Consider the following 14,837-nt stretch of genomic DNA (forward strand, 5'->3'; position numbering starts at 1 on the left):
CGACCAGACCTCGGGCAGCTTTCTTGCAAAATCTGAGCTGAGCCGACGTCGCGCAGCCCCAATTTGAGCAACCTGCCCGACGGTGCTCGTTGCAGCAGATGTTCCAAATCGGAAATTTGTGCAAAGTTTGTGATTTTTTTGTTCCTTAACGATCTTTATTGATCTAGCCTAGTGAGATAGATCACTGCTCGTGCTGTCAAAGGGGACATCATGCCAACCAACGAAAACTCATCTTTCATCAAAAACGACCTAGGATTGGACCGCCGAGATCTGCTTAATGGCATTGGCTTAGGCGCCGTGGCCCTGGCCGGGATACCGCTGCTAGCTGCTTGCGGAAGCGGCGGCACTAATGCCAGCTCGAACTCCCTCGCCCTTAGGCTCGAACGCCTCCGACGACGTCCCGAAACGCGCGGTAGAGGCCGTTGTGGCCGCGTTCAAAGCCAAAAAAGGCGACAGCGTCACGGTGAATACCGTGCCGCACAATGATTTCCAGGAAAAGATCAACTCTTACTTGCAAGGCAGCCCTGATGATTCGCTGACTTGGTTCGCTGGCTACCGGATGAAGTACTACGCGCAGAAGGGATTGGTAGCGCCGTTAGATGATATTTGGGACAAGATTGGCGGCAACTTCTCCGACGCACTCAAGAAGGCTTCAACTGCCGGCGACGGCAAGAAGTACCTAGTGCCGAACTACAACTACCCCTGGGGCTTCTTCTACCGCAAGAGTCTGTGGCAAGAACGCGGTTATGCCGAGCCGAAGACCTTCGATGAGCTCAAGACGCTTTGTGCCACAATGCAAAAAGATGGCTTGATCCCGATCGGTTTTGCAGACAAAGACGGCTGGCCCGCGATGGGCACCTTTGATTACCTCAACATGCGACTCAACGGCTTTCAGTTCCACATGGATCTGTGCGCACACAAAGAAAGCTGGGACCAGAAGAAAGTCGGCGACCTCTTCGATACCTGGAAAGCGCTGCTGCCCTATCAGGACCCCGCTGCACTAGGCCAAACTTGGCAAGATGCCGCTAAGGCCCTGGAAGCGAAGAAGACTGGCATGTACCTGTTGGGCTCATTCGTCACCCAGCAATTCAGCGATCCGCAGGTGCTTGCAGACATCGAATTCTTGCCATTCCCGGCGGTTGCGGTGGAAGGCCAAGATTCAGTCGAAGCGCCAATTGACGGTCTCATGCTGTCCAAAAAGGTGGTCAGAATCAGGCCGCTCGAGATTTTGTCGAGTTCATCGGCACCCCGGAGGGTCAAAACGCTTATGCCTCCGTGGACACCTCAAACCTGGTCACGGCCAAGGGCGCTGACACCTCGAAATATTCACCGCTCAACACAAAATGCGCCTCGACCATCGCCAATGCGAAAAACATCAGTCAGTTCTTCGACCGAGACGCGTTACCGGCTATGGCTAGCAACGTGATGATTCCTGCCTTACAAAGCTTCATCAAGGACGGAAGCTACGACGTGAAGAACCTGGATTCCCAGGCCAAATCGCTCTACGCAGCACAATAAGCGAGCAAATCACCATGACCAGCACCGCCGCCAAACATCGACCGCTGGCACCCTCTGGCGCGCCGTCAAACCCCAAAAAACCCCGCAAAGGTAGAGTCAAACGCCTCACGCGTCGCGACGTCGTGGTGCTCTCTTTTATGGTTGGCATCCCTACTCTCGTCCAGGTTCTGCTGGTTTGGGGGCCCACACTACTTTCGATCGCACTTTCCTTCGCGCGTTGGAACGGCTTGGATCTCTCCGACCTCAAAGCGGCCGGAGCGGATAACTATCAATATGTGAGCCAGGACTACCCGCCGTTTTGGCCTGCCGTGGGCATAACGTGCTTTGGTTGCTTTTTTGGGCATCATCGGCACGCCGTTGGGTCTGCTGCTAGCGGTGCTCTTGGATCAAAAGATTCGGGGCAGCAGGATCTACCAGAGCGTCTTCTTTGCGCCGGTAATGCTCTCCATGGCGCTGATCGGGATCATCTGGCAGCTGTTCTACAACAAGGACAACGGCCTGCTGAACTTCTTCCTTGGCACCGCCGGAACCCCGCAGGCCGTCGACTGGTTCGGCGATTCAAACGTCAATATTTGGGCCGCGATGATCGCAGCAACGTGGCGGCATGCGGGCTACGTCATGATCCTCTATTTGGCTGGCTTGAAAGGTGTTGATCCGACCTTGCGGGAAGCGGCCTCTTTAGACGGCGCAAGCGCTTCGCAGACCTTCTTTCGAGTCGTGTTTCCCGCGATGAAGCCCGTCAACATCATCATTGTGGTCATCACGATTATTGAGTCATTACGAGCTTTCGACGTGGTCTGGGTGATCCACAAGGGGCGCAATGGCCTGGAGCTACTCGGCGCCTTGGTTATCCAAAACTTAGTCGGCGAAGGCCAAGTCATTGGCGTCGGCTCCGCGCTGGCGGTAATTCTCTTGATCATTTCGCTCGTGCCGATTGTCTGGTACTTGGTCCGAACCTTCCGAAAGGACAGCCGAGCATGAGCACCGACGTCGCGCCAGTAAATGGCCCAGTAAAGACCCCGGTAAAGAATCGCAGCAAAGATTCGCAGAAAAAGCGACATACCGGGACGCACTTGTTCCTGATCGTGATGGCGGTGATCTGGTTGATCCCGCTGTTTTGGAGCATCTTCACGGCCTTGCGGCCCAAAGAATCAACCGATAAATACGGCTATTTCAGCTTTGGTGGCAGCTTCAATTTCCAGAACTTCATTGACGCCTGGACGCAAGGCGGCATGTTGAAATACTTGATCAATTCGGCGGTCATCACCATTCCCACGGTAGCCATCACCTTATTCTTGGCATCGATGATGGCCTTCGCTGTCAGCCGAGTCAATTGGAAATTCAATTTGACTCTGCTGATCATGTTCACCGCTGGAAATTTGCTCCCACCGCAAGTCCTGGCCGCTCCGCTTTTCGAGATCTTCAAGCACATAGAGCTGCCGTATTCGATCAGCCCCTCGGGCAGTCTGCTCAACACCACGTTCGCGGTGATCGCGGTAAATACTGCTTTCCAAATTGGCTTCTGCACCTTCGTCTTGAGCAACTACATGAAGGCGCTGTCCAGTGATTTGACCGAGGCCGCGTTGGTCGACGGCGCTGGCATTTGGCGGCAGTACTGGTCAATCATCATGCCGTTGTGCAGGCCAGCCCTCGCTGCGCTAGCTACTTTGGAAGTCATTTTCATTTACAACGACTACTTCTGGCCGCTGTTGCTTATTCAAAGTGGTGATCTGCTGCCCATCACCGCAGGGATTAACAATCTACAAGGGCAATTTTTCAACAACTACAATTTAATTGCGGCCGGTGCAATCATCACGGTGCTGCCGACGCTGCTGATCTACCTAGCGCTGCAGCGACAATTCGTCGCGGGGCTGACTCTCGGCTCGAGCAAAGGGTGAGCCATGTTGGCTGAAGCGCGACGCAGCGTCATCACGGACACTGTCAAACGCGAGCAGGTCGTCCGAGTTGCAGATCTCGCTGAGACCCTGGGTGTCTCGCTCATGACCGTGCGGCGAGACATCGATGCGCTACATGATGCTGGCGAGTTAGAGAAGATTCACGGTGGCGCAAAAACCCGATCTCAATCAAGCATGTATGAGCCAGGTTTTGAACTAAAGTCCACCCAGGCCGCGCCGGAAAAGGAAGCTATCGCCAGATCCGCAGCTTCCTTGGTGGAAGAAGGCATGGCTGTGGGTCTGAGCGCCGGGACCACCACCTGGACGCTGGCAAAGTATTTGGTGCCCGCGAAACGGCTAACTATTTTCACCAACTCGGTTCGGGTGGCCAACGTCTTCCATGAAGCACATTCCAGCAATACCGTGCTGCTGACCGGTGGTGAGCGAACGCCGTCGGACGCATTGGTTGGACCGATGGCTACCCAATCATTGCAACACCTACATTTGGACATGCTTTTTATGGGGGTGCACGGAATGGATGCGCACGCCGGCTTTACCACGCCAAACATGCCCGAAGCTGAAATGGACCGCGCGCTCATTGCCACCTCACATCGAGTGGTGGTCCTTGCCGATCACAGCAAATGGGGCACCCTTGGCGTCTCCTCAATTGCTAGCTTTGACCAGATCGACGAAATGATTTCCGACGAAGGGCTGCCAGCTGAGGCTGTCTCTTTTTTGACTGGCCAAGTTCGCCGGTTATGGCTGGTCTCAGTCCCGCAATAAGGCATACTGAAGCCATGACTTCCACCGGCAACTTCTTGGTGCTCAACGGGCCTAATCTGAACCTGCTCGGCACTCGCGAGCCCGCGGTCTACGGCACCGCGACTTTGGACGAAGTGAATGAGCTGTGCATCGAAACGGCTGAGGCTTTAGGTTTTTCGGTGGAATGTATCCAGTCGAATCATGAAGGCGATCTCATCGACGCGATTCATGCCGCCCGCGGAACTGCTGATGGCATTGTCATTAATGCTGGCGCATACTCACATACCTCAATTGCATTACGGGATGCGATCTCCTCGGTGCAACTACCCGCCGTCGAGGTGCATATTTCCAATGTGCACGCGCGGGAAGATTTCCGGCAGCATTCGCACCTTTCGGCCGTCTCCACTGCCGTGATTGTTGGCGCCGGGATTAGCGGATACAAATTCGCAATTGAGCGCCTGGCCGCCTTGCAGCTCTAGCTTTTACTTCTTAGTGCATTGGCCGGAAGAAACTTCCCGGTTGAGCCCTGCGGCTTGTTCAACCACCGGCGAGACTTCCTTCAGCGTGAAGGCGTAACCCACCTGCTGATTAGAATCTGCTTTAGCGAAGACCACGCCAACAACCTTGCCGTTCATGTCCAGCAATGGACCGCCAGAGTTACCTGGTTGCACATCACCGGCTAGTTGGTACACCTCTTCAGGGTGATTATTGCCGCCGTAGATATTTGGCACTAACACGGTGCCTTTGCTCTGCACAGAGGCTGGCTTCGATTGGAATGGTCCGCCAAAGGGGAATCCTTGAAAAGCGGTTTGCGATCCGTTGGCCAGCTCAGCTCCCAGAGCCAAAGGTTGCACGCCGAGCCCGTCCACGGCGAGTACCGCAAGATCCTGCTCCGGGTCAAAGAAAACAATTCGCGCAGGCATGGCGCCGTTCGGCGTCTCGACGACGGGCTGGCTCACCCCGGCAACAACGTGTGCGTTAGTAATCACTCGGTTGGGCGCGGCAACAAAACCTGAACCGGTCTGGTTTTGGCCACATTGGAAGGCCGTTCCGGTGATTTTCAAAACCGACTGCGCCGCGTTGTTCAATGCGGGGGTATCAGTGCGGGCATCAGGCGGCGTCTGAGTGACCGGGCCCAGCTGGTTGAAGAGCTGCGGGATGCCCTGGCTGACTACTGCGGAACGCCACTGCGCAATCGCCTGTTTGATCGGCGTCGGGGTGAAGGAATCAATTGTCCGGATCACGCCGGATTGGCTAATCACTTGCGATACAAAAGGCACGCCCAAGTTAGACAAGCTGAACGCAACTGGTGAAATCAGCAACGCCGCGATGACAAACGAAGCAACTGCGCCAAAGATTCGGTTGATTGCCTTCAGCGGCTTCAGCCGGACGCCCCGACTCAGCCAACTGCCGATGCCAACACCGATTGAATACCCAACCACAATAAAAGCCAGGGCAGAACCGACGACGGCGGCCAGTCGCCAACCAGAGTCTCCCACCCAGTTGCTGACCAAGGGGACCGCGAAGAAGGCGCCCACCGCACCCGCGGCAAAGCCAAGAATGCCGCAGAGGCTGATCAGAAAACCAACCCGCCAACCATAGAAGAGCTGCCAGATCAACAAAATAAGCAGCGGAATATCGAGCCAGCTCAGACCGAACATGCACCATTCCCGTCTCGATAAAGTCGAACTTATAGTCTACCCGGCCACCTTGAGAGCGGGATTTGCAAGCGCTTCGAATCGAACATTGCACCGCCTCGGCATCCCGGGAATGCCAAGTTAGTCACATTTACGCCAATTATCTGAAAGAATCGAAGAAATATCGAATCAAACGCGCTGAATTTTACACAGGAGATTTCATGGATATCGAAGTACTTCGCCGGGCACCGCTCTTCGCCACGTTGGACGACGAGGCTTTTAGGCTGCTCACGGATGAGCTCACCGAGGTGGACTTGTCCCGTGGCGCATCGGTCTTCCATGAGGGTGATCAGGGCGATCAGCTGTATTTCATCGTCTCTGGCAAGGTGAAACTGGGACGAACCGCGCCGGATGGCCGTGAGTCATTGCTGGCCATCCTCGGCCCGGGTGAATTGTTCGGTGAAATGGCGCTCTTTGATCCGAGTCCGCGCACCGCAACTGCCACCGCCGTTTCGGAGACCCGCCTTGCCGGTCTGCGCAACGAGAGCTTGCGTGCGCTGCTGCAGACTAGTCCGGAAGTTTCAGCCCAGCTGCTGCAGGCGCTTGCTCGTCGGCTACGTCGCACCAACGACAATCTCTCTGACCTGGTGTTCTCCGATGTTCCTGGCCGGGTGGCCAAGGCGCTTATCGACTTGTCCGAGCGCTTCGGCCGGCCGGCTACCGACGGCGTCTTGGTGGCGCACGAGTTGACTCAGGAAGAATTGGCGCAACTCGTTGGCGCTTCGCGCGAGACGGTCAACAAGGCACTAGCCGAGTTCGTCCAGCGCGGTTGGTTGCGCCTCGAAGCGCGCGCCGTCGTCATTCTGGATATCAACCGGTTGCGCCAGCGCAGCCGCTAGTCCTCGCTTGCAGCCGTTAGTCCTCGTTTAACGTACGAATGCCACCGTTATTGGTTGGAGCCGCCGAAATTTCGGCGGCTCCAACCAATAACGGTGGCATTCGCTGTTTAAGGTTTAGCGTTCGCGGCAAATGCCGTCCGGCATCGCGGCCACATCTACTTCAAGCCAAAATTCGCCGTCTTCCACCACGAGGCGTGGTTTGTAGGCGGCACCGGAACGTTTGTGGTTCAAGTAGGCGATGCAGCCGCGCGAGATAGCGATCTTGCTCAGGATCAGATCGAAACCGGAGCTAACTAGCTCGAATAACGGGCGACCGACGGTGTTGGGTAGACCGATTTCGTCACCGAGGGCCGTGCTGTTCGGCTCCGCGACAAGCTTTGGTGGACAGGCCCAGCGGCCCCAGAGGCTTTTACTCTCCAGCGGGGTGGGGGTTTGGTTCACCGGAGCAGCTGCAGCAAAGTAGCGGGTATTGAAGCGTCGGTGCGCAAAATCCGGGCTAATCCAGTTGACCACTGGCTTAAGCAGGTCGGTGCGCAGCACCAGTCCGCGTTTGCTCAGGATGTCTTGGAAGGAGAATTCCTGTGCGGCCAGCGCCTCACGCTTCTTCATCCATTCCGGCGAAGGTACGACGTCGATCAGTGACGAGGCGTCGGTGCCCGCCAACAGGATGCCGGTCTCTTCAAAAGTCTCCCGAATAACCGCGACTACGTGCTTGCGCGCGAGAGCGATGTCTTCGGTGCCCATGGTCTTAGCCCAAGCCGCTGGGCTGGGGCCGGCCCAGCGGCTGCTGGCGTCGACGTCGTCGGTTGCTTCCACCAAGCCGCCGGGGAAGGCCACCGTACCCAAGGGCGAATAGTGCTGGCGGTAACTGAGGAACGTCTCCGGGCCGTGCGCGCTATCGCGCAAAAGCACTAGCGAGGAGGCGAAACGGGCTTTGGTCGGAGTACGCTCGCCGTGTTCTACCCAGCTTTGCGCAGCCTCGAGCTCGTCTTGCCAGACCCGAAACCGGCTTTTGAAAGCTGGTTTCGCTAGTGCGGATCCTGTCGCTGAATTACTGGAACTCAACAATCAAATCAACCTCCACGGGTGCGTCCAATGGCAATACTGCCACCCCCACCGCTGAACGGGCGTGCACACCGGCATCGCCCAATACTTTTCCTAGCAAATCTGATGCACCGTTGATCACTCCGGGCTGCCCAGTAAATGCTGGATCTGAGGCGACGAAGCCGCCAACTTTAACCACTCGCGTTACCCGGTCAAGATCGCCGATGACGCTCTTGACTGCGGCCAAAGCATTCAGGGCACAGATCGCGGAGAGGTCATAAGCGTCATCTGCCGAGACACCAGCGCCGACCTTTCCGGTTGCTGTGAGTTTTCCGCTCACCGTAGGCAGCTGGCCCGAGGTGTAAACGTGGTTACCGCTAATCACCGCAGGCACGTAAGCGGCGACCGGTGCAGGCACCGGCGGCAAGGTAAGGCCGAGCTCTTCCAGGCGCTGCTCGACGGCGGAGGTTGCGGCAGCACTCGCCTGTGTTGACGCGCCAGTTTGGGCTTCGCTCACGATTACTGCTTCTCCCTCTTGAGGTAGGCCACAAGGCCCTTTCCGTCCGGGCCAGTGATGACCTCCACGAGCTCCCAGCCATCTTCACCCCATTGGTCGAGGATCTGCTTGGTGGCATGAATGATGAGCGGTATAGTCGCGTACTCCCACTTGGTCATACCCTCAGATTAGCCTGCCCCCGGTAGACTGGGAAAATGGCTGTGCGAAAGAATCCGATCATCAACACTGCCACCACGCTGGGGAAGCTCATCGGCTTCCTTGCGGTGAGTGTGCTCTGCGGCGTCCTGGTAGCGGGGCTTGTTGTGCCCGTAACCGCTCTCGGTGGTAGCACCGTCAGCAATTCGATTACGGCGTTTGACAACCTGCCAGCAGAGCTGCAGGTTGGCGCACCGCAAGGTGTCACCAATATTTACGCCTCAGATGGCACCACGGTGATCGCCCGCCTGTTCAACCAGAACCGGGTTGAGGTGGGCATCGATCAGATGTCGCCCAATATCAAGAACGCTGTCGTCGCGATTGAAGATTCGCGTTATTACGAACACGGCGGCGTCGACCCGACCGGCATCTTGCGTGCCGCAGTTTCGCTCTTCTCCAAAGGTGGCCGCCAGGGCGCCTCCACTATCACGCAGCAATACGTAAACAACGTGATCATTCAGAACCTCGAAGCAGCAGGTAAGGGTGATCAGGCAAAGCTAGGTGGCGACAAAACTGCGGGTGACAAAATTCGCGAAATGAAGCTCGCCATTGCGGTGGAAAAACAGTACTCCAAACAGGACATCCTGAAGGGCTACTTGAACATCGTGAACTTTGCCAACGGAACCTATGGCATTCAGGCTGCTTCACAGTTCTATTTCGGTATCAATGCGACCGATCTAACGTTGGCGCAGGGCGCACTTTTGGCCGGCGTGGTAAATAGTCCCAGCTTTTACGATCCGGTCAAGAACCCCGACAATGCGAAGAGCCGCCGGGACCAGGTCTTGGATCGGATGCTTCAGCTGAAAATGGTCAACCAAGCCGACCACGATGCGGCTATTGCCACTCCGGTAGCTGTCACCCCGCACCCGAAGCCGCAGGGTTGCGCTACCGCGTCGATGGCGCCGTTCTTCTGCGACTATGTGCTCCGAACTTTCTTAAACAATCCCGATTACGGAGCTACCGAGGCCGACCGAGCACAATTGCTCTATCAAGGCGGGTTGAGCATCAAAACCACGTTGGATCCCAACGCACAAAAAATTACTCAAGACCTTGAAGATCAAACGAGCAGCCCCGACGATATCCAACGATTGAACCGTGGCTCAGCGATGGTGAGCGTGGAACCCGGTACCGGGAAAATCCTCACTATGGCTCAGAACTTTAAAATGTCTGATCAAGCCGCAAATGGTCAAACTTCATACAACTTCAGCGTCCCCAAGACAGACTTAGATGGAAACTCGTTAAACGGCCTCGGCACGATGCAGGTCGGCTCTACGATGAAACCATTCACCTTTGCTGCTTGGTTGCAAGCAGGGAAATCCATGAATGCGACCGTCGATGGCAGTCAGCGAAGGTATCCAGCAGGCTATCCTTGGAAAAATAGCTGTGGAACTACCTCTAGCAACTATGCGGGAACAGCTGACAACCCCCTGCTTTCAAATGACAGCCTCCGAGACTACAACAACTGGAATGTCCTCGACGGTCTAGTAAGCTCAATCAACACCGTGACATTTGCGGCAGCAGCCCAGCTCGATTTCTGTAACATCAAGAAAATTACCGAGGCCGCTGGCATTCTTACCGGTGATACTCGGAAGCCTTTGTCATTCGAATATGCGTCGGACCTACTAGGTTCAAACAGTATCGACCCACTGACGATGGCGAATGCTTTTGCCACGTTCGCCAACAAGGGCACTTATTGCAGCCCAATTGCGATTGCAAGTGTGTCCGATCCTTCCGGGAAACAGCTGCCAGTGCCATCAGCAAACTGCAAATCAACGTTCATCACGCCGGACGTAGCAGCTGGAATGCTTTACGCAATGCAGCAAGTTTTTGCCCGAAGAGATGGATCCGGTTCGTTGATAAATCCGAATTTGCGCGCCTTCCAATCCACAGCCAATATTGGCGGTAAGACTGGTACTACAACCGGAAACCAGGATACTTGGGTGGTTGGTACCACCAGTGGAATCGCTACCGCGTCTTGGTTCGGCAACCCTACGGGATCCTTGTCAGACAACTACGTCAACCAAGGTGTCACGATCAATGGCGTCCCATACGCCCAACTAGACGGTGCAAATATTGCCGGTACAGCGTTTAGTAAATTGATGCAACAAGTGGCTCCCAATTACAACAAAGCCGCATTCCCAACGCCACCGGCAAAAATGGTCAACGGAACTCCACCGCCGGCACCACCGAAGCAGAACACCTCACCGTCGAGCCCACCGGCTAGCCCACCCGCAAATACGCCAGCTCCGCCCGCAGACGGCGGCACCAAGCCCTGATGAGCGCTGCTGAACCGGTCCGACGTCGGAATCCTTGGCTGACCGGCGTCGGAACCATGGCTGGGGTTGGCGCGGCCTGCGTTGCCTACGGAGCCTTGATTGAGCGCAACTGGTTCGATCTTCGCCGAGAGACCGTACCGGTCTTGCCCGCTGGCTCCGCGCCGGTCAGGGTGCTGCACCTTTCGGACATTCATATGGATGTCCGGCAGAAACGCAAAACGGATTGGTTGCAGAGCCTCGCTGATCTGAAACCAGATTTGGTAGTCAATACGGGCGATAACTTGACCAACCCCAAAGCAATTGCGCCGCTCCTCGAAGCGCTGGCTCCTTTGATGGATTTTCCTGGTGTCTTTGTGTCCGGGTCGAATGACTACTACGCCCCGATTCTTAAGAACCCGGCAGTGTATTTGCAGCGCAAGCGGAAAGCGCCAAAAAATCAGCCGATTCATCTGGATACCGCCAGGATGCATGCGGGCTTTGGCGCTGCTGGCTGGGTCGAAATGACCAACCGAAATCAGTCGTTGGCCATCAATGGAATCCGCTTCGACTTCAGCGGCGTGGACGACCCACATCTAAATCGCGAACGCTACGCTGGCTGGCCGATGGGGTCCTCCAGCCAGGATTCGTCCCCCCATGTGAAGATTGCGCTGACACACGCTCCTTATCAGCGCGTATTGGACCATTTCACCGCCGACGGCGCAGATTTTATCCTGGCCGGCCACACTCACGGCGGCCAGCTCTGCATCCCAGGCTACGGAGCTTTGGTGAGCAATTGTGATTTGCCAACCTGGCGCGCCAAAGGCCTCAACGATTGGCAAAGCAACGGGCGTTCGACGCCGGTCAATGTCTCCGGCGGAATCGGGACTTCGCGCTTCGCGCCAGTGCGGTTTGCCTGCCGACCGGAAGCTGTTTTGTTAGAACTAGCCAGCCGCGTTGGGTGACTAGTATCTCATTTGATTGAAATCCGAATCACCTAATCGAAACAGCGCTTTGTACGCTTGACTAAGCAGGCACACGATAATAATCTACTGAAATGATTATTAGGTCGAACTCGTCCTTGAAAAGAATCCTTCTTTCGATTTTCGCTGCGCTGGGCTTGCTCTCAGGCTCGCTAGCATTGGCCTCAGCGGCTAGCGCCGCCTCCTGATATTACTCGAGCTGCTACCATCAAGATCCCCAAAATTCAGGCTGCGGCAATGATGCCATAACGATTGGCTGGGTCCATAGCGGGCTTGAAATTAGGTGGTCTAGGGCATGTCAAGCCACCTGGCTGAGAGTCGCTACTGGTGGAACTTACCATCTTCAAACGTATGATGGAGTATACGGGGGAGGTCATTTTGGATGGGTAAACCCGCGCTCATATTACGTATTTGGCGGACCCACCGCAGGAGCGCCAAACTGGACGGCGATGGCACCCAGGGGAACTGGAGAAGGCGTTAGAGTGGCGACTGGGCCCTACTCCTGGAGCATAATTTTGACACGTCAGCGTCTAAGTCCGGTCAGTTCGTAAAGACGGGAAAAGCCGTCCTTGGATCATGGGAGTCATGCGGTTATGGTCGAGCGGCATCGGGGAACCTCATTCCTTCGGGGCTGGACCTGCGGATCCTAGAGTCAGAGTTGTCGTAACTTCTCCAAATTCGGGTTGATAAGAACCCCTAGCAAGCTCCAGCCATCAATCTCCAAAGATGTCGGAATTGATCCCAGCTACAAATACGCCATGCAAGTTAACCTTGATGGTCCGGCATGTTAGTGACAAGTATGCAAAATCTCATTTAGGTCATAGCCGGTTATGGACCTAGAACGCTAGCTGTCACCAGTATCGAAGAAGAGGCAAATGTCGATGGTCGATGAAAAAGTACTCAAGGCTCAGAAATGGCTGAATTCCAAATACCGTGGTGTAGTCGGATTTGACGTCGTTCCTGAGGACGGGCGGACTGGCTGGCCAACGATCTTCGGGCTCATTCGGGGACTGCAAAATGAGCTGGGCATCTCTCCTTTGGTGGATAGTTTCGGCGCTAACACGACCCGGTTGCTTAACGATTACCTCAATCAACATGGGAATATCGACAAAGACACTCCAAATAAAAATCTCATCTATATCATTCAATGCGCTATGTACTGTAAGGGGTATGAAGCAGGGGATATCGACGGCCAGTTCAGCCTGCAGACTCAGTCTGGGATAATAAACCTCAAGGCCGATATGGGCATACCTGGAAGCAGTAAACTAGACCTAAAAACTTTCAAGAGCCTGCTTAGCATGAATGCCTTCGTTCTTGTACCTGGCGGCCGGTCCGCGATTCGTGAAGTGCAGCAATGGCTTAACTCGAATTTTTCCTCTAGACGCGACTTCGATATCTCCCCCTGTGACGGATACTTTTCACGTGGAGTGCAACAGGCATTGATGCTGGGCATTCAGTTTTCGCTTGGTATGGGTGACGGTGTAGCAACTGGCAACTTGGGACCAGGAACTCGAAACGGAATCAAGTCACAAGGAGTCCTCCAGGTAGGGACTACTGATTCGACTTCCCATATGGTCCAATTGTTCAAAGCTGCAATGATCTTTAACGGTTATGAATCAGGCATTGATTTTGGAAACCGGACGTACACCTCGACTAACGCATCAGCAGTTAGCGATTTTCAAGACTTTGCTTTGCTCCCCAAAACGGGTCAAGGCGATTATCAAACCTGGTGCTCGCTTCTAGTTTCAACTGGTGATCCAGACCGCCTCGGAAAAGCCGCCGACTGCATGACACCTCTCACTGAATCGCTCCGGTGTGTCCGGAGGGTTTCTCAGACGATGAGCCTGTCGGCGGCTGCCGTGCTCTGGTAGTGATTGTAGTAGTGGTTTTCTAGCTCTACTGGTGGGATGTCTCCGCAGTACTGGTAGAGCCTTCGGTGGTTGTACCAATCGGCCCATTCAGCGGTGCCGATTTCGACTTCTTCTAGAGTCCGCCAGGGCTTGCCGGGTTTGATCAGCTCGGTCTTATAAAGCCCGTTGATGGTTTCCGCCAAGACGTTGTCGTAACTATCACCCACAGAACCGATCGAGGGGCGGATACCGGCCTGGGCCAGGCGTTCGGTGAAGGCCAAGGAGGCGTATTGAGCCCCGGCATCGTGATGATGAATCACCCCGGAAATCTCAGCCCCGGCCCGTTCACGACTCCAGATTGCCTGATTAACTGCGTTGAGCACTAGCACGGTGTTCATAGAAGCACTCGCTGACCAGCCCAGGATCCTCCGAGAGTAAGCATCGATCACGAAGGCAACATAGACCCACCCGGACCAGGTCGAAACATAGGTGAAATCATCTACCCATAGCCGATCCGGTGCCGTTGGTGTGAAATCACGGCGGACCAAGTCCTTCGCTCGGGCTGCCTTCGAGTCTTTGATCGTGGTGCGTTTGACCTTGCCACGGACCGCACCCTGTATGCCAAGTAACCCCATGAGCCGTTCTACCGTGCACCTGGCCACCGGCACACCTTCACGGTTCATCGCCAACCAGACTTTCCTGGTGCCGTAAACCCCGTAATTAGCGGCATACACCTTCTGGATCACGGGCTTGAGCACCTCATCACGTTGTTCTCGGTGAGATCGTGTTTTATCCACCCATTCGTAGTACGTGGACGGGGTGGTCTTCACCCCGTCCCAGTAAGCACCTGGCAGATCGACTCGACACCCCACCGCAATCCATTATTCTCGCGGTGACCGGCATGGTCCTTGATGTATTTCACGATCAGTGTTGTGGCGGTCGAGTTCGACCGCGAAAAAAGCTGAAGCACTCCGAAGGATCGCGTTCGCCCGTTTCAGCTCAGCGTTCTCACGCCGTAACCGTTTCAGCTCGGCCGATTCCGTGCTCGTTGTTCCAGTTCTAGTACCAACATCGATCTCGGCTTGCCGGACCCATTTACGCACCGTTTCCGGCACACCCACACCCAAAAGCTGGGCAACTTTTTGCATCGCCGCCCACTCCGAAGACGCACCCTCCATCTCCGCCACCATGCGCACCGTACGATCCTTCAACTCCTGCGGATACCGTGTCGTAGTTTTCCCTGCCATGTCCTGATCCTCTCAAACAAGAAAGTCTCCGGACACGC

General features: G+C 55.4%; 14 protein-coding genes and 1 pseudogene. 9 read left to right on the top strand and 6 right to left on the bottom strand.

What is annotated here, in order from left to right:
* The first annotated feature begins 349 nt into the window (after positions 1-349).
* Positions 350-1,426: an ABC transporter substrate-binding protein gene (locus RSAL33209_RS12295; protein WP_012246164.1), complete on the top strand. Its 1,077-nt coding sequence runs from the start codon at positions 350-352 to the stop codon at positions 1,424-1,426.
* 24 nt (positions 1,427-1,450) lie between these two features.
* Here the strand turns inward: RSAL33209_RS12295 and RSAL33209_RS18850 are convergent, their stop codons facing one another.
* Positions 1,451-1,666: a hypothetical protein gene (locus tag RSAL33209_RS18850; RefSeq protein WP_233496559.1), complete on the bottom strand. Its 216-nt coding sequence runs from the start codon at positions 1,664-1,666 to the stop codon at positions 1,451-1,453.
* A 176-nt stretch (positions 1,667-1,842) separates the two neighbouring features.
* Here RSAL33209_RS18850 and RSAL33209_RS12300 point away from each other — a divergent pair, with 176 nt between their 5' ends.
* The 4 genes from RSAL33209_RS12300 to aroQ are packed head-to-tail and all read left to right on the top strand — an operon-like array spanning position 1,843 to position 4,654.
* Entirely contained in the window at positions 1,843-2,499 is a 657-nt protein-coding gene (locus RSAL33209_RS12300; RefSeq protein ID WP_012246166.1) for a carbohydrate ABC transporter permease, read from the top strand.
* The gene (locus RSAL33209_RS12305) at positions 2,496-3,416 is read left to right on the top strand and encodes a carbohydrate ABC transporter permease (protein ID WP_012246167.1); all 921 of its coding nucleotides are present in this window, start codon (positions 2,496-2,498) and stop codon (positions 3,414-3,416) included. The genes RSAL33209_RS12300 and RSAL33209_RS12305 overlap by 4 nt, the downstream gene beginning before the upstream one ends.
* Before the next feature lie 3 nt (positions 3,417-3,419).
* Positions 3,420-4,196 carry a DeoR/GlpR family DNA-binding transcription regulator gene (locus tag RSAL33209_RS12310; RefSeq protein ID WP_012246168.1) on the top strand — a complete coding sequence of 259 codons (777 nt, stop codon included), beginning with the start codon at positions 3,420-3,422 and terminating at the stop codon, positions 4,194-4,196.
* A 14-nt stretch (positions 4,197-4,210) separates the two neighbouring features.
* Complete coding sequence (gene aroQ / locus RSAL33209_RS12315; protein WP_012246169.1) at positions 4,211-4,654, top strand: type II 3-dehydroquinate dehydratase; 444 nt, start codon at positions 4,211-4,213, stop codon at positions 4,652-4,654.
* 3 nt (positions 4,655-4,657) lie between these two features.
* Here aroQ and RSAL33209_RS12320 read toward each other — a convergent pair whose 3' ends face one another.
* Positions 4,658-5,836 carry a MarP family serine protease gene (locus tag RSAL33209_RS12320; protein ID WP_012246170.1) on the bottom strand — a complete coding sequence of 393 codons (1,179 nt, stop codon included), beginning with the start codon at positions 5,834-5,836 and terminating at the stop codon, positions 4,658-4,660.
* A 197-nt stretch (positions 5,837-6,033) separates the two neighbouring features.
* Between RSAL33209_RS12320 and RSAL33209_RS12325 the strand changes: the two genes are divergently transcribed.
* Positions 6,034-6,711 (top strand): Crp/Fnr family transcriptional regulator, encoded by a 678-nt coding sequence (locus RSAL33209_RS12325; RefSeq protein WP_041685747.1) that lies wholly within the window; start codon positions 6,034-6,036, stop codon positions 6,709-6,711.
* A gap of 114 nt (positions 6,712-6,825) precedes the next feature.
* Here RSAL33209_RS12325 and RSAL33209_RS12330 read toward each other — a convergent pair whose 3' ends face one another.
* From RSAL33209_RS12330 to sp36, 3 genes are read right to left on the bottom strand one after another with little or no spacing between them, the layout of a single operon-like run.
* Positions 6,826-7,779 carry an NUDIX hydrolase gene (locus RSAL33209_RS12330; protein WP_012246172.1) on the bottom strand — a complete coding sequence of 318 codons (954 nt, stop codon included), beginning with the start codon at positions 7,777-7,779 and terminating at the stop codon, positions 6,826-6,828.
* Positions 7,763-8,272, bottom strand: a complete 510-nt coding sequence (locus tag RSAL33209_RS12335) for a RidA family protein (RefSeq protein WP_012246173.1) — start codon at positions 8,270-8,272, stop codon at positions 7,763-7,765. The genes RSAL33209_RS12330 and RSAL33209_RS12335 overlap by 17 nt, the downstream gene beginning before the upstream one ends.
* 2 nt (positions 8,273-8,274) lie before the next feature.
* The gene (sp36, locus tag RSAL33209_RS17615) at positions 8,275-8,430 is read right to left on the bottom strand and encodes a Sp36 family protein (RefSeq protein WP_012246174.1); all 156 of its coding nucleotides are present in this window, start codon (positions 8,428-8,430) and stop codon (positions 8,275-8,277) included.
* A 36-nt stretch (positions 8,431-8,466) separates the two neighbouring features.
* On the opposite strand from sp36, the gene RSAL33209_RS12340 reads away from it, so the two are divergent.
* From RSAL33209_RS12340 to RSAL33209_RS12350, 3 genes are all read left to right on the top strand, one after another.
* Entirely contained in the window at positions 8,467-10,743 is a 2,277-nt protein-coding gene (locus tag RSAL33209_RS12340) for a transglycosylase domain-containing protein (protein ID WP_012246175.1), read from the top strand.
* Positions 10,743-11,684, top strand: coding sequence for a metallophosphoesterase (locus RSAL33209_RS12345; RefSeq protein WP_012246176.1), 942 nt, complete (start codon positions 10,743-10,745; stop codon positions 11,682-11,684). The genes RSAL33209_RS12340 and RSAL33209_RS12345 overlap by 1 nt, the downstream gene beginning before the upstream one ends.
* An 893-nt stretch (positions 11,685-12,577) precedes the next feature.
* Positions 12,578-13,573 carry a hypothetical protein gene (locus RSAL33209_RS12350; protein WP_049758987.1) on the top strand — a complete coding sequence of 332 codons (996 nt, stop codon included), beginning with the start codon at positions 12,578-12,580 and terminating at the stop codon, positions 13,571-13,573.
* On the opposite strand, the pseudogene RSAL33209_RS12355 reads toward RSAL33209_RS12350, so the two are convergent.
* Positions 13,534-14,799 (bottom strand): annotated as a pseudogene (locus RSAL33209_RS12355) (IS3 family transposase). The gene RSAL33209_RS12350 and the pseudogene RSAL33209_RS12355 sit on opposite strands and share 40 nt — an antisense overlap.
* Between the last annotated feature and the right edge of the window lie 38 nt (positions 14,800-14,837).

Origin of the sequence: Renibacterium salmoninarum ATCC 33209 (assembly GCF_000018885.1) — a bacterium.
GTDB classification, from domain to species: Bacteria; Actinomycetota; Actinomycetes; order Actinomycetales; family Micrococcaceae; genus Renibacterium; species Renibacterium salmoninarum.

What these genes read in the sequence shown, in the direction of transcription:
- RSAL33209_RS12340 (WP_012246175.1), top strand. Translation starts at nt 8,467, where the DNA reads ATGGCTGTGCGAAAGAATCCGATCATCAACACTGCCACCACGCTGGGG.
- RSAL33209_RS12325 (WP_041685747.1), top strand. Translation starts at nt 6,034, where the DNA reads ATGGATATCGAAGTACTTCGCCGGGCACCGCTCTTCGCCACGTTGGAC.
- RSAL33209_RS12310 (WP_012246168.1), top strand. Translation starts at nt 3,420, where the DNA reads ATGTTGGCTGAAGCGCGACGCAGCGTCATCACGGACACTGTCAAACGC.
- RSAL33209_RS12320 (WP_012246170.1), bottom strand. Translation starts at nt 5,836, where the DNA reads ATGTTCGGTCTGAGCTGGCTCGATATTCCGCTGCTTATTTTGTTGATC.
- RSAL33209_RS12305 (WP_012246167.1), top strand. Translation starts at nt 2,496, where the DNA reads ATGAGCACCGACGTCGCGCCAGTAAATGGCCCAGTAAAGACCCCGGTA.
- sp36 (WP_012246174.1), bottom strand. Translation starts at nt 8,430, where the DNA reads ATGACCAAGTGGGAGTACGCGACTATACCGCTCATCATTCATGCCACC.
- RSAL33209_RS12295 (WP_012246164.1), top strand. Translation starts at nt 350, where the DNA reads ATGCCAGCTCGAACTCCCTCGCCCTTAGGCTCGAACGCCTCCGACGAC.
- RSAL33209_RS18850 (WP_233496559.1), bottom strand. Translation starts at nt 1,666, where the DNA reads ATGCCAACCATAAAAGAGAGCACCACGACGTCGCGACGCGTGAGGCGT.
- aroQ (WP_012246169.1), top strand. Translation starts at nt 4,211, where the DNA reads ATGACTTCCACCGGCAACTTCTTGGTGCTCAACGGGCCTAATCTGAAC.
- RSAL33209_RS12350 (WP_049758987.1), top strand. Translation starts at nt 12,578, where the DNA reads ATGTCGATGGTCGATGAAAAAGTACTCAAGGCTCAGAAATGGCTGAAT.
- RSAL33209_RS12345 (WP_012246176.1), top strand. Translation starts at nt 10,743, where the DNA reads ATGAGCGCTGCTGAACCGGTCCGACGTCGGAATCCTTGGCTGACCGGC.